The sequence below is a fragment of the Pirellulaceae bacterium genome, from assembly GCA_029243025.1.
GTDB lineage: Bacteria > Planctomycetota > Planctomycetia > Pirellulales > Pirellulaceae.
Window position 1 is genome coordinate 104,336 of sequence record JAQWSU010000022.1, and the last position, 14,292, is coordinate 118,627.

The following is a 14,292-nucleotide window of genomic DNA, read 5'->3' on the forward strand; positions in this document are numbered from 1 at the left end:
CTTGAAATGCCGGGAAATGATGCCAGCCGTGCTGCTTGTTATCCTTGCCGGATTTTTGCGAGTGGCTTTATTTTTCGGCATCCTCATCTTCACGCTTGTGAAAAAGCGACCGTATCCCAAGTCCAGCTTGCTGGTAATCGGTGGTGCCGTGGTGCTGCTTGCGGAACAGCTCGGCTCCACGATCGTCAGGATGGTTTTCTTGCGAAGCTTTTCGCCAAGTTCCATTCCAACCGCATGGCGATGACCGACTTGGTCTCGACCTGCTTGTGGACTCGTGCTCTGGGTTTGTTCGTTGTCGCTGCTTTTCGAGACGAGCATCCGATCGGACCAAGATCCATCCACCGATGTCGACGTGAATTGTCCCCAGCCGCCATTCAACAGCGGTAATCCGTATCATTCGCCGCAGTAGGTGCTGGCGATCTAGTTGATACCCAGGTTGCGTTCAATCGCTTTGGCCCGCGGGTCGAGCCCCGTGCCACGTGGAGCTGGCTCATCCTTGGGACGCCATTGCTCTGTCCAGGATTCAGTGATGGACGATTCACTGCTAGCTGGCCAGAGATTGCAGCCACTGGTCCAGGTCGCACAAACTGCCACGATGAGCAGAAAGGAAACAGGAGTGATGTTGAACTGAGTCATGGGGATTCCGCACGGGCGAACGAACTTTCGCGTACAAAGGTCAATGGCGCGAAGTCTGTCAAAGAGCATGTTTCCTGTCCAGATCAGTTTTTTCTCACCTCAAGAACAGGACGGCATGAGGCTGTTTCGTTCGTCACAATTGTTATTTGCCGATGCAGAAGCGGCTGAAAATTCGATCTAAAACGTCTTCGGTATAGACCGCGCCGACGACTTTCCCCAGTTCGTTGAGGGCGTTGCGAATCTCCGCAGCCACCAATTCGTCACCTGCCTGGCCGGATGCCAGCTGGCGAGCTCGGCCGACATCCTCCAAGGCTCGCCGTAGGCTCTCGCGGCAGCGAGTGGAAGTGGCAGTCACAACACTCGATTCGTCGTTCAGCTTGCCTCCTAGGGCTCGGTTCATTCTTTCCAGCAACTCGTTGACGCCACGGGTCTGATGGCAGCTGATATGAATTAATTCGATCACTCGTCCCGATTCAAAATGGGTTAGTGTGGTTTGCTGGGCGCCCGGCGTGACTTCAAATCCAAATTGCTCATGTTCCGACTGCCAAAAATTTGCGATCGAATCCGATTTCGTCAGCACGGCCAGATCGACAGATTGCTCACACGCCAGCTGACTGGCGTCCCATTGTTGAAAGGTTGTCGAACTGTCAATGCAGAGGACGTTTACGTGTGCCTGCTCGTGTCGTTGAGCAGTCATTTCGCGAGCTGCTGCGTCGATTTGATCGAGTGGCTGATCATCAACCCCTGCTGTATCGATCAACGTGCATGCGATTCCCCCCAGTTTGACTGCCGACTCCAAATAATCACGCGTGGTTCCTGGGATGTTGGAAGTGATGGCTGTCTGCTGTGCTGTTAAAGTATTCCATAAGGTGCTCTTACCCGCGTTCGGCCGGCCTCTAAGCACGATGCGTGGTGTGAAATAAGATTCACCTCGGCGCTGCATCTGGTCAACCACACTCGCGATAGCCTGTTCGATGGTGGTAAGTTGTCGAGTGGATTCCGTTGCCGAAACGAATTCGATGTCTTCATCAACAAAGTCGAGTCCAGCTTCGAGATCGGCACACAGGTTAAGCAAGCCATCTCGCAATTGGTTCAGCTTACTCGAGAGTCCACCTGCTAATTGGGTCAAGGAAACGTCTAATTGCTGTTGATTCGTAGCATCGATGACACCCAGCACTGCCTCTGCCTGTGGTAGATCGAGCCGACCTGCAAGAAACGCACGAAGTGTGAACTCGCCTGGCTCGGCAAGTCTTGCGCCGTGCTTGCAAAGCGTTTGTAGCAGCAATTCCAGGATGGGTGGTGAGCCGATCGTATGGACTTCAGCGGCCGGTTGCCGAGTGTAGCTGCGCTGGGTTGGCCAGACGTAAACTTGGCAATCAAGATCACCGATCGGTTCGCCCGCGTTCAAGTGTCCCGTGACTCGGGTCGCTTGTTGGCTGGGCAACGGTTGATCGTTGGTTGGATGGAAACAAGCTCTGAGACAGGCAATTGTTTCGGGGCCGCTCAGTCGCAAGATACCTCGGGCTGATCCGCCAGATGCGGAAGCAATTGCTGCAATTGTGTCATCGACATCGTAGGCCATTGCGAAGTGCTTTCCGACCGGTTGTCATTGACAGCGGGGCGTCCGGCGTGTTGCCCCGCTTCTTGCTCTCCGTTACCTAGCGTCTTTTTTGCCGTTGCCGACGACGTTCTGCAACACTCTCTGCTCCGTTACCGTTTTCTTGTACTCCCTTGGTCAATTTGGAAAGCAGCGACGGTTTGTTGGGGGATAATGCTTCGCCAGGTTGCTTGGGTTTGGGTTTTGGTAGCAGTTTACGTTCAGCCAACGCCCAGGCACTCGAAGTGATGAAATAAATGCAGAGACCTGCGGGGACTCGGAAGAACATGAAGGCAAATAAGAACATCATGTATTTCATCATCTTTTGCTGCATGGCTTGCTGTTCGTCCGTGGGCGGCGGCGTAAACATTTTTTGATGCATGATCATGAAAAAGACAGAAATCAACGGCAGGATGTTGAGATAGGGGCCGAGCCAGCCGTCGGGTGCGGCCAGCATGGCCGGTAGATAGGGTTCCCAAAACCAGAGCTGATCGGGACCGGCCAAGTTAGAACACCACGAAATGCCTGGAATTAGCGGCGCTTGGCGCAATTCGATGTCAACGCTCAGGGCGCGATAAAGGCCGATGAAAATCGGTAGCTGAAAGAAAACCGGCAGACAACCGGCCAAAGGGTTGTAGTTGTTTTTGCGGAACAGCTCGCGTTGAGCGGCTGCCTTTTTCTCCATGTCATCCTTGTATTTCTCTGTAATCGCCTTCATTTCTGGGGCGAGCATCTGCATTTTTTGAGCATTCATGACCTGCTGACGCCCAATGGGGAACATGCAGCCGCGGACGAGAACGGTCAGCAGAATGATCGCGATGCCATAATTGCCAGTAATCGAATAGAAGAAATGCAACACGGCCATCAATGGTTTGGCAACCAACGGGAACCAACCGTAGGTAATGAAATCTTGGAGATTGTAAAGCGCTAGAATGTCACGCTGCTTCGGGCCAGCAAAGATCAAGAAATCCTGTTTGAAGCTTTGCCCCGGCGCGATCTCTTTTTCTCCGCTGATGAGGCGAAAAGAAACGTCGGTGCGATTGGCTCTTAGCTCATCAACTTCGTCTGCAACTGGTAACGCCAGAATGTAATCGAATAAGTACTGTTCGCGTTCTGCCTGTGCCTCGGCCGACTGCTCTTCGGCGTCTGGCGCTTCTGCAATCAGGGCTGAGGCAAAGTACTGAGCATCAACTCCTGCGTATTGGACATCCATGGGGATACGCTTGTCGTCTTTATCAACGTCTGAAATCCGCAGGTAAGACTCTTCCTTAATGGATAGTTCACCGGCTTTTTGCCCGTCCTGATATTCCTCATAGGGTTCCAGAATCTTTGGGTTCGTGAACAATTGGTGCCCATCACCAAATGTCTTCACGGCCACGTCACGCACCCCGGCACCGCCGAAGCTTTTTGGATGAGTCTTGTAGGTGTACCACCAGCCTTCCAAAGGAAGACCTGTTGGGCCATCCAATTGGTAGCCAACCTCAGCGGGGGTGTCACCCAGGTTCTTGATCTCAAAGTCAAAATCTAGGTGATAAAGACGGCCCGTTTCTTGCATCGCTTCGTCTTGTGGGTTGCGCTTGGCCAAGCGAAAGCGTTTAATGACGAGTAGATCACTCTTGAGTTTGAGTTCTGGGAAACGATCGGCCGCAACGCGATACCGAAATTCCACGCCGGGCAGCTTCCCGTCGGAAATAGGAGTCATCTCCCAATTCTCAACGAGCATCGCTTCAATCCCTTCGTGTCCTTTTTGGCCGCGAAGCTGCGTCATCTTTTCTGTCTTGGGAGAGAGTGTCAGCCGATACGACAAGGGATGAGCGGGATTTAATTCCGAGGGATAGAGCGGTTCCGGTCGAATCAGCTCCAAGGGACGGTGGACCAACTCGGCCGAATAAGTATGTTCTGCATTTCCTCGCTCAACCGTGATCTGGATCGTCTCGCCTGGCTTGGTCGAGCTGAGTACCAGAGCAATCTGCTTCGACTCGCCGATCTCCTTGTCGTCGATTTTCGTGATGATGTCGCCCACCTGGAGGCCGACCGGATCACCGGCGGTGGCTGGAATCGCCGTGGCTGCGGGGGTGCCAGCACCAACCACATTAATGCGGCTCGTCTTGTCTTCTGATGAGAAGGCAAAGTAGCCCAGGTAGCCCGATTTATCCTCGAGATCGCGGTACCTGGGCTCGTTCAACGCAATGGATTCAATCGCGGCACCCTGATTCGTGAACCAAACCAGCATTTTGTAAGGGCTCTCAGGGTCAAGAGAGCCGAGAGCTATTCGTTGCGGGGGCACCTTGGCGGCTTCAGCGACGCCTGCTTTACCGTCCAGGCCGGCCTCATTGAAACCTTCTTCGCCTGAGATTTCAGCTTCGTTGGCCTCTGCCGCGTCCGCTTTTTCGCCAGCATTGGCGACGGCCTCTGCCGCCTCCTTACCCCCGTCAGCATCCACCTCATCGGCTGCTTGCTGGACAGCCTCATTTGGATCGGGAGGATTGAGCCACGCATTGAGCGCCTGAAAGCCGATCAGCACCGAGGCTGAAAGCATCAAAAAACTTATGAATTTCTTATTGTCCACTTCGATTTGCTCTCATCAATCTGGAAGCTAGGGAGTGCCTGTGACGCGGCCTTATCCTCTGTGGGAAGCCGCGAGATAGGACTGTCAGGTACCGCCAGCAGTTGGTGGGGCGACCCGGTCATCGATTGCCGAACGTTGATTGCCGAACGTTGATTCGGCGACCATTGGTGATTTAATTGCTCGAGGGAATCAGCATCGTCACCTTCGCGATCTGATTCAGCGGCCCTCCTTCAGCCGATCACCCAAAAAGTTATCCAGTTCCGGTATCGCATAGATTTTTTCAATCGTTTTTTCAAGCATGTAAGGTACTCGACGGAAGGTAAGCTGACCTCCCTCCAATATGACATAGGAGGCTTGTGGGTTACCATCCCGCGGTTGGCCGACGCTGCCCACATTGATCATCGCTTTTTGTTCGCCCAGGGTGAGCTGATCGCCGAAATCCGACGGTCGGTAGAATTTGTCGCCTTGAACAAACACGCCAGCAACGTGCGTGTGTCCTTGAAAGCAATATTGTTTGATCAGGCTGAAAATTCGTTGTAGTTTTCCCGGGTTGTGAACATCTTCCGGGAAGACATATTCCATCAGCGGGTTCCTGGCGGAACCATGGACAAACGTATGCTCGGCTTCGTGATGTTGACGAGGCAATTCGCAGAGAAAGGTCCAGCGGGCCAAATTTTCAGGGGTTTCGCCGCCGGCCTCCAAGGCCGACCGTGTCCAGAAAATGGCTCGCTCTGCACCGCTGCTAAACCCCTCGGGATCGAAAAGGGCAGCCTGATCGTGATTTCCCAGGATGCACATCTCCATCTGCATCACTTGGTCGATGCATTCACACGGGTTGGGACCGTAGCCAACGACGTCACCGAGGCAGTAGATCGAGCTGATGCCGGCGTCTTGGATGTCTTCCAGCACGGCGGTCAGGGCTTCGAGATTGCCGTGTATGTCGCTGATGATCGCCCGTTTTTGCACGCTTATCCTCGTACTATCGACGCTTCTCTACGGCTAATTTCGCTAGATCCGGGTTGGGAAACACTGGTTGTTCGATCTTGGCCCAGAGAATCAAGGCGGCTGACCGACTTCATGCCGTAGTTTGGTATCTGCGACGGAACCTCTATTTATACGCGAAAGCCGTTCGATGGCTATTCGCCTTCCGCTGGCCCACCTTGCTTTTGAGCCCCCGAGTACGCCATTTTTGGCTGCGAATCTGTGATCGACCTTTTTCGCCTCTACTCAGCGACCCTCGCGAAGTCGGTCCCCGAGCATGTTGTCGAGGTCGGACTCTCGATAGATTTTTGCAATCGTTTCTTCTACGGGATACTCGATTCGGCGAAATGTGATTGATTCATCCGTCAGGATCGCGTAACAGGCACGCGGATCACCATCTCGTGGTTGTCCGACACTCCCAACGTTCACCATCATTTTATCGCCCGTCAGACGATACTCGAAGTCGAACTCTTCAGGACTCAAAAAATCGCCGCTGATGTTGAACACGCCTGGAATATGGGTGTGTCCTTGGAAGCAATACAGCTGAATGCGTTCGAACAGGATTTGCATTTTTCGCTGATTATAGACGTCTTCAGGGAACACGTATTCGTTCGTGGGTTCGCGGGGTGACCCGTGCACGAACAATCGGAGTCCCTCGTCGCGTGTACGGGGTAATTCGCCCAGGAAATCCCAGCGGCCGTTGACGCGGCTAGGCGAGTCACCGGCTTCCAACTGCTCTCGGGTCCAATAGACCGCCCGCAAGGCGACGGGATTGAAGCCATCCGGATCGAACATGGCCGCCTGATCATGGTTTCCGAGGATGCAAACCTGGAATTTCATGGCGTGGTCGAGGCATTCTCTTGGGTTTGGCCCATAGCCGATCATATCGCCCAGGCAGTAGATCTCGGTGATGCCTTGCATCGATATGTCGTCAAGGACAGCGCGCAACGCCTCAAGGTTGCTGTGCACATCACTGACGAGCGCAAGCTTCACTTTCACGGACCTCATAGAACCCAGGGAAACAAAATTGGCATCCAGAGGCTTGAACGCCAGCGGATGCCTATTCCATCTCCGCAGTCTAGGTTTCTGTGAACCTAAGGTCAAGAGTCGTAAGCTCTTGCTGGCTGCGAATCAAGCCGCTGGCCAAGCTCACACGGCCCCAATTTGCCTCCAGATCGCAGCGATCTTCCGCGGCGGCGAATCGCCTGCCTGCCGAAATTCGCGGGTGGCTTCTGCCGCAACTCACGCATCCGTCTGCACTTCCATCATGATGTTGTGCAGGTTTCCGCAGTGGCGACGGGAGGCAGCCCAGGAATTCCCGTTTTCAGCCCAATTATTCCGGCGGGGATTCCGGCGGGGCGGCGAGCTCGGTGGGGCGACTGGACCAATAGCGAGCGAGAATCGTGCCGGTGAACATGCAACCGAAGGTGTAGATCGCGACCGGAATCAGAACGGGTGATTCTTTGCCGAAGATCTCCATCGCCAACGTCACGCCGAGTCCGGCGTTTTGCATGCCAATTTCGAGTGTCAGCGCCCGTCCCATCGAGCTGGGCAGGCGAAAAAGCCGAGCTCCTACTTGTCCGACGCCGTACCCACCCAGATTGAGAGTCAAGATCGCCATTAACAGCGAAGCGTCGATCGATGTGACCCGCTCGCGGTTTGCTGACACCACGACGGCAATGATCCATAAAATCGTAAGATTTGCCACGATCTTGCCGATCGGCTGTGCCCAATCGCGGACGCGGCGATTGAAAAAATCAAATAGCAAGCCGACCAAGAAGCCCCCGATCACTGGGCCAACCACCATCCAGCAAAGTTTGACAACGATCCCTTCCACCGGTACTTCGAACGACTCACTCATCCCCAGCTTGAGTGCGATCGGAACACAGATGGGGGATAGGAGCGTGGCGGTTGTCGTCAGGCAAAGCGAATAGCTCACATTGCCTCGGGCAATCATGGTGAGCACGTTGGATGCCATGGCTCCGGGCACACAGCCCGCCATCATGATGCCAAGTTTCCAAGCGTCGCTCAGTGGAAAGCTGTTGGCAATCAAATAGGCGATCAGCGGCATCGAAAGGTATTGAAGCGTTGTTCCGCAGAGCACGAGGGGCCAGCGACGAAAGACTTCCTGTACTTCATTGACGTGAAGAAGCCAGCCGATTGCGAACATCGTGACGGCAAAGCCGTATGGCACCCAATCGGCCGTGTCCACAAACGGATCGAATTCAAGCCGCGTGGGCCACCCAAAGGCGATTCCCGAGGCAATACAGAGCCAGATAAGCAGAAAGCGTTCTACGACAGCAGCCGTTTTTTGAAGTCCGGTGAGCAACATGCCGGACAATTTAGCATACCAACGATCACTCGGCATACGCCGAATCGAAGGGGCGATCTGGCCCGATGGGGTCTTGGTGTCTGTTTAATTCCGGTAGCCTAGTTTTCAACTCGTCGTCGCTTCTCATCCTCGTCGTCAACATCCAAGTCACCGTGAGTCAGACTGTTGGCCTGAGCAGGACCTGCAGTTTGATAGCCTCCTTCACGAAAGGCAGCCACGAGGTCACCCGAGTCGAACTCGCCGTCGCAATTCCAGTCGCCCGATGCCCAGCCCGAATTACGCACGACACGGTCTTCGTATTCGCCCGCACGGAACACCGTAACTAGATCACCAGAATCAAAGACCCCGTCGAGATTCGCATCGCCGAGTACCGTATTGAGAATGTCGTGGATCAAAAAGTCGACATCCTGCCCGTTGACGGTACCGTCTCGGTTCAGATCATAGCTGGGATTCTGCCCGAAGTGGGCGACGGCGCAGAGCAAATCGATGTCAGCCGCATTGATCACGCCGTTGCCGTCGATGTCACCTGACAGGCCGCTTGTGCCGGGACTCGGCCGAGCTGCTGTCCAGCTCTTTGCGTCATCCCCGTATCCCAACAGGTTGTGGCGAGTCAGCGATTGCCCGCCACCGTCCGCCTCCGTGGGCCATGCTCCCGCGTTCTGATAGGTCACTCGGTCGACCAGGACAAATCCTAGTCCTAGTTGCTCGATGTCTTCGGGCCGGGCAAGATTAATCACTTCGCTTTGATCATCCAGTTGATCGGCGTTTGGATCATCCCGGTCCGAGTAGGCACCGATCAGGCGAATGCCATTCAAGATGTCGTAATGATTGAGAAAGGCCTGAGCACGAGCCGGATCGTTTGCTGGGTCGAAGCCCACAATCACGATCGTATCGTTGGCACCGATCACTGTTCCAGCGGGAAGCGTGTAATCGACGGCGGCGCTTAACTGCCAGTAGCTTAGATCCACTGGGAAGTTGCCTTGATTGAGAATTTCGATGAATTCCAGATCGTCTTCCGAAAGAATTGATCCGACCGGGGGCGCCGCAGGATGGTAATTCACTTCACTGACGATGATGGGTAAATAGCTAATCTCAGGAATGGAAATGTCGGAAATCAACGGGCCCGAATTGGGGTCTTCAAAAGTGAGCTCATCCATGGGGAACAGTTCACCTTCCCCGTTTCCCCAACGTCCAAGCGACACGCCATTTTGTGTTGCGTAAAAACTTACAGCGTCCACAAAGCGCATGGGTTTGCCGTTGGACGCGGCCTCGAGCAGAAATGCGTTGTCTGTTTCTTGTCCGCGGAAACTGAAGCTGAGTTGATTTTCATCAAAGACTCGATAGTCGTTACCTCCGATGACACTTTGAGAGCCTTCGATCTTGAACCGGTAAAGATTGGCTGCTGAATCGCTAATGAACCAATTCGTCATGTCGATCGGTGTGTCAGTGCGATTGTAGAGTTCGATCGTATCGATCTGCGGCAAGTCGGTGTGCGTCAAGATTTCGTTGATCACCACTTCCCGAGTCATCCCCCTACCGTCGGCACCCGGGCTGCCGCCAAACTCAGAGCTGGCATGCCAGCTCTTTGGATCTTTCGCATCCGCTAGCACGTCGATCATTTCCAGCGAGCTTCCCATGCCGTCGGCCCGCGTTGGCCACTCGCCCGTATCGTAATAGGTGAAACTTTGGAGGATCGAACCTGATGGACCCCGCAATTGCAGCGATTCCCCGCTGTTTCGCAGGCTGCCCTTGAACTCACCCTGCTTGCCGCCGTCGCCGTCGTTCCCGATCGCTACTCGAGGTTGGAAGCCGTACCGCGATCGAAAATCCTTCAGATCTTTTGTGGCGACAATTCGTTCCCCAGCGCCTAAGAACTGCTGAGAGAATTGAAAGAGAACGCCTCCCTCAACTCGGTAGTTTCGTAGGTTGAGTTGAGCGTCACCCACATTCATCAGTTCGATGAACTCAAAGTCATCCGCAGCACTGTCTCGCTCACCATAAGCCGGCATCGCATCGTGGGGGTTGTAGTTGAATTCTACAATTTGCAAATCTCCGGCCAACAGTTCCCGGCGTTCGAGAGATTCGACTTGCAGCTTTCGTTTTGATTGCCTTGGTTTCATGAAAGATATCTGCACTCAAATTACCCCGAGAGTGCCAACAGAAACGGACCGCTAGTCGTCCTCTTCCTGTTCGCGAAAAAGAATCTTGACGTCGCCAAACGCCAACCTTGAATGTACACGGAATTCCTAGCGAGTGGCAGCAAAACGTTGCTAGCTGCCTCTCAAAAGTGCGAAATGGTTGGATTCCGGAGAGCTACCGCGTCATCCGGCGTTAATCACCGCCACTTATTTTTAACGTCTGCTCGAAACCGTGCCTTCTGTTGGGGGCCATTTTTCGCTTGGCCGTTTTAACTTGATTTCTTTCGAGGTCCGTTGCGTCGCCAAAAAAGCGTCCCGATGTTGGGCGAAAGCAGTGATTGCAAACCGTTGTAATTGCCCTTGTAGGGCCATCATTGCTACCAATGCTTTCGCCTCCAATCTTGCCGAGACTCGCTAGGCTCACCGTGATTTGGTGGGACTGTTGCGAATACAACGAATTTAGCGGTCATTCCAGCCGATAATTGACAGTGCGATGTTGTTGAATGGGTATCCAAATTTTTTCCGTTTAGAACACTCAACATGACTTGTTGCCTCGCGAGGGATTGGCGTTTTCCTAGGGCGTCGATTCCTGTACAACTCGACCCTTCTCTGTACACACAGCCGGATAGATATGCTCAGCATGGACACGCAGCACTTGCTACGACTTTACCGCACCATGACCCTGGCGCGGAGAATCGACCAGGTCGAACAAGAAATCACTAGTCGTGGAGAGGCTTTCTTCCAAATCTCTGGAAGCGGGCACGAGGGCACGGCAGTTTTTGCGGATTTCTTGACACGCGACGACTGGTTGCATTGCCATTATCGTTCACGAGCCTTGTTGCTTGCTCGTGGAATTCCCGCGAAGCGATTCTTTGACAACTTGTTGTGTAAGAAAGACTCGACTTCTCAGGGCCGACGAATGAATGCATTCTTCAGCTCGTCTGAATTGCGCATTCTCAGCATGGTGACACCTGTGGGGAATCATGCGTTGCAATCGGTGGGCGTCGCAGAAGCTGTTCGCGATGAAGCATCACGGCCGATTGTTTTCTGCGGTTTGGGGGATGGAACTGCGCAACAAGGCGAGGTTTTGGAGGCACTTGGCGAGGCCAAGCGTCGCGAATTGCCATTGCTGTTCGTGATTGAAAACAACCATTGGGCCATTTCCACGCCGACGTCGGGTGGCACCTTCTTTGATTACGCCCGTGCAGCGGGCGATCAATTCATGGGGATTCCGATCCATTATGTGGATGGGCGGGATGTGGTGGCCAGCTACGATACTTGTGGCCCCATCGTGCAGTCGGTCCGCGAAGAACGGAAGCCGGCGATTATCGTCGCGGATGTCGAGCGGTTGACCAGTCACACGAGTGCCGACGATCACTCGCTTTATCGTTCGGCGGATGACTTGGAACAAGCAGTGTCGGATGGTGATCCGATCAAGCGGGCGGAAGCCCATTTAATGACGCGTGGTGTGACTGTGACAGAGCTGGAGTCGATTCGGGCGGATGTGAATCGTGAAGTCGAGCAGGTAGAAAAAGAGGCTTTCTTAGGTGAGGAACCCACTACTGCCCCCGATGCGAAGCGGCATTTGTCGGTCGAGCTCACTCACTCATCCCGCGAATTTCGCGGCAGCGGCGAGCCCACCGTTACGATGCGCGAGGCGATTCGTGACGTCTTGAGTCATCGCTTACGGAGGGATTCCCGTGTCGTACTTTTTGGCGAGGATATCGAGGATCCTAAAGGCGACGTGTTTGGGGTAACTCGCGGCCTGAGCACTTTGTATCCGGAGCGTGTTCTCAACTCGCCCCTCAGTGAATCAACGGTACTCGGCGTTTCGATTGGACGAGCCTTAGCAGGGGAACGGCCCGTTGCCTTTGTGCAGTTCGCCGACTTTTTGCCGCTCGCCCACAATCAGATCGCGGATGAGATGGCAACCATGTATTGGCGCACTGCCGGCGACTGGGAATCACCGGTGATCGTGATGGCCGCTTGCGGAGCCTATCGACCCGGTTTGGGTCCCTATCATGCTCAAACGGCCGAAGCAATCATGGCGCATATCCCGGGGTTGGATGTGTTCATGCCGTCGACGGCGGCAGATGCAGCCGGCCTGTTGAACGCCGCGTTTGAGTCGGGGCGTCCAACCATTTTTCTTTATCCCAAAGCGGGTCTAAATGATGCCAACGTCGCCACATCGGAAGATGTGGCCGACCAGTTCGTGCCGATTGGTCCAGCCCGTAAGGTGCGTGGTGGTCGTGACATCACTTTTGTTGCTTGGGGCAATACGGTGGGTGTCTGCGAACAGGTGGCGGAGGCCTTAGATCGAGTCGGTGCGGAGTCCGATATTGTTGACTTGCGCAGTCTCTCGCCGTGGGACCAACGGAGTGTGTTGGCATCGGCGGAGCGCACGGCTCGCTTGGTCGTCGTTCACGAGGATAATCATACCTGTGGTATTGGGGCGGAGGTGCTGGCGACGGTTGCTGAGAAGGCCCGCGTGCCTGTGGCTTGCCGCCGTGTGGCCCGACCCGACACGCATATCCCTTGCCACTTTGGCAATCAGATTGAGCTTTTACCGTCTTTCGAAAATGTGCTGCAGGTTGCCGCTGATCTATTGGATCTCGATCTGCAATGGATTGAAACGCGACAACAGCTCGATGACGTGATGCTGATCGAAGCGATCGGGTCAGGTCCCTCCGATGACCGAGTGGAAGTCGTGCAATGGCATGTCAAAGAGGGTGACACGGTCCGTCGAGGAGACGCATTGGTTGCTCTCGAGGCATCCAAGTCGGTGTTCGATATGACTTCGACAATCGACGGAACGATTGATCGCCTGCTCGCCGATCAGGGCGATGAGGTGCCTGTGGGCGAACCCCTGCTGAAGTTGTGTTGCGATCCGGCCTCGACTCGGCCGCAGCCCAAGCACACGGAAGCCGATCGCACCCCGGTACTCAAGCCAAAGCCGAAATCGGGTCGACTGATTCTGCCCAGATCGGAAGAAGAGCCGCGACAATTTGATGTCGGTATTTCGAATATTGCCACGGTCGAGGGCAGTCGCTTGGTTAGCAATCGCGAATTGCTTGCCGATCAGCGCCAACGAACCAGCGACGACGTCTTGCGCCGTACGGGCATCGAAAATCGCCGTTGGGTAAACGGTGGCGAGGATGCGATCAGCATGGCAGTCAGTGCTTGTCATCAGGCCTTAGAGCAGGAAAACTTGATTCTTGATGACCTCGACATGTTGGTCTGTAGCACGACCAGTCCAACTTCCGTCACACCTTCGATGGCGTGTCGTGTGCTGAATCGACTGGCTGCTGGTAAGGGTGAGACGATGATGCAGGCATTCGATATCAACGCCGCCTGCTCTGGCTATTTGTATGCTCTGCAGGCAGGCTTCGATTATTTGCAAAGCCGCCCGCATGGACGCGTCATGGTGGTGACGACCGAGGTACTATCGCCCTTGCTTGATCCTGCCGATTTCAATACGGCAATCCTGTTCGGTGACGCGTCGTCGGCGACCGTCCTTTACGGTGAGGCGCATTTCGAAAATGCCCGAGCACGTCTGCATCGTCCCGAATTGTCTGCGAAAGGAGATGTCGGAGGCGCCTTGTCGGTACCTCTGCTGCACGATGGTTTCATTCAGATGGAAGGTCGTAAGGTCTTTAGCGAAGCAGTCCGAACGATGATTGCCAGCCTGAATCGAGCTTGTCAGCAAAACGGGTTGAATATTGATCAATTAGATCTGATCGTGCCGCATCAGGCCAATCAACGAATCTTGGATGCGATTCAGAATCGTATTCAACCTCGGGTCTACAGCAACATCCGACACCACGGGAATACTTCCTCTTCCAGTATTCCGCTTTGCCTGTCAGATATCCTGCCTCAGTCAAAGAGCTCAAGTCGATTTGGACTCTGTGCCTTTGGTGGCGGTTTTACTTTTGGGGCAAGTATTCTCGAAACCAACTAAGCTCCTTGAGCTGATTCAGCGACCGCTGATGGCTGAGAAAAATTAGCTGGTGAGTTGAGTTGTCACCGGGATGCAAACCGT

9 protein-coding genes are annotated in these 14,292 nt (G+C 54.3%); 2 read left to right on the forward strand and 7 right to left on the reverse strand.

All coding sequences use genetic code 11. The features are described 5' to 3' along the window. The first annotated feature begins 16 nt into the window (after window positions 1–16). Window positions 17–244, forward strand: a complete 228-nt coding sequence (locus P8N76_10375; GenBank protein ID MDG2382067.1) for a hypothetical protein — start codon at window positions 17–19, stop codon at window positions 242–244. Window positions 245–420: 176 nt separating this feature from the next. Here the strand turns inward: P8N76_10375 and P8N76_10380 are convergent, their stop codons facing one another. From P8N76_10380 to P8N76_10410, 7 genes are all read right to left on the reverse strand, one after another. Continuing rightward, the gene (locus P8N76_10380; GenBank protein MDG2382068.1) at window positions 421–636 is read right to left on the reverse strand and encodes a hypothetical protein; all 216 of its coding nucleotides are present in this window, start codon (window positions 634–636) and stop codon (window positions 421–423) included. A 142-nt stretch (window positions 637–778) separates the two neighbouring features. Next, the gene (locus P8N76_10385; GenBank protein ID MDG2382069.1) at window positions 779–2,218 is read right to left on the reverse strand and encodes a tRNA modification GTPase; all 1,440 of its coding nucleotides are present in this window, start codon (window positions 2,216–2,218) and stop codon (window positions 779–781) included. A 76-nt stretch (window positions 2,219–2,294) separates the two neighbouring features. Beyond that, window positions 2,295–4,772 carry a YidC/Oxa1 family insertase periplasmic-domain containing protein gene (locus P8N76_10390; GenBank protein ID MDG2382070.1) on the reverse strand — a complete coding sequence of 826 codons (2,478 nt, stop codon included), beginning with the start codon at window positions 4,770–4,772 and terminating at the stop codon, window positions 2,295–2,297. A 246-nt stretch (window positions 4,773–5,018) separates the two neighbouring features. Beyond that, the gene (locus P8N76_10395; GenBank protein MDG2382071.1) at window positions 5,019–5,768 is read right to left on the reverse strand and encodes a metallophosphoesterase family protein; all 750 of its coding nucleotides are present in this window, start codon (window positions 5,766–5,768) and stop codon (window positions 5,019–5,021) included. 261 nt (window positions 5,769–6,029) lie between these two features. Beyond that, window positions 6,030–6,776, reverse strand: coding sequence for a metallophosphoesterase family protein (locus tag P8N76_10400; GenBank protein ID MDG2382072.1), 747 nt, complete (start codon window positions 6,774–6,776; stop codon window positions 6,030–6,032). 340 nt (window positions 6,777–7,116) lie between these two features. Then, on the reverse strand, window positions 7,117–8,151 hold the full coding sequence (locus P8N76_10405) for a bile acid:sodium symporter family protein (protein ID MDG2382073.1): 1,035 nt from the start codon (window positions 8,149–8,151) through the stop codon (window positions 7,117–7,119). Window positions 8,152–8,213: 62 nt separating this feature from the next. Beyond that, window positions 8,214–10,235 (reverse strand): lamin tail domain-containing protein, encoded by a 2,022-nt coding sequence (locus P8N76_10410; GenBank protein MDG2382074.1) that lies wholly within the window; start codon window positions 10,233–10,235, stop codon window positions 8,214–8,216. Between the two features lie 658 nt (window positions 10,236–10,893). Here P8N76_10410 and P8N76_10415 point away from each other — a divergent pair. Further along, entirely contained in the window at window positions 10,894–14,211 is a 3,318-nt protein-coding gene (locus tag P8N76_10415) for a beta-ketoacyl-ACP synthase 3 (protein ID MDG2382075.1), read from the forward strand. Window positions 14,212–14,292 lie beyond the last annotated feature (81 nt).

What these genes read in the sequence shown, in the direction of transcription:
- P8N76_10375 (MDG2382067.1), top strand. Translation starts at nt 17, where the DNA reads ATGATGCCAGCCGTGCTGCTTGTTATCCTTGCCGGATTTTTGCGAGTG.
- P8N76_10380 (MDG2382068.1), bottom strand. Translation starts at nt 636, where the DNA reads ATGACTCAGTTCAACATCACTCCTGTTTCCTTTCTGCTCATCGTGGCA.
- P8N76_10385 (MDG2382069.1), bottom strand. Translation starts at nt 2,218, where the DNA reads ATGGCCTACGATGTCGATGACACAATTGCAGCAATTGCTTCCGCATCT.
- P8N76_10390 (MDG2382070.1), bottom strand. Translation starts at nt 4,772, where the DNA reads ATGCTTTCAGCCTCGGTGCTGATCGGCTTTCAGGCGCTCAATGCGTGG.
- P8N76_10405 (MDG2382073.1), bottom strand. Translation starts at nt 8,151, where the DNA reads ATGCCGAGTGATCGTTGGTATGCTAAATTGTCCGGCATGTTGCTCACC.
- P8N76_10410 (MDG2382074.1), bottom strand. Translation starts at nt 10,235, where the DNA reads ATGAAACCAAGGCAATCAAAACGAAAGCTGCAAGTCGAATCTCTCGAA.
- P8N76_10415 (MDG2382075.1), top strand. Translation starts at nt 10,894, where the DNA reads ATGGACACGCAGCACTTGCTACGACTTTACCGCACCATGACCCTGGCG.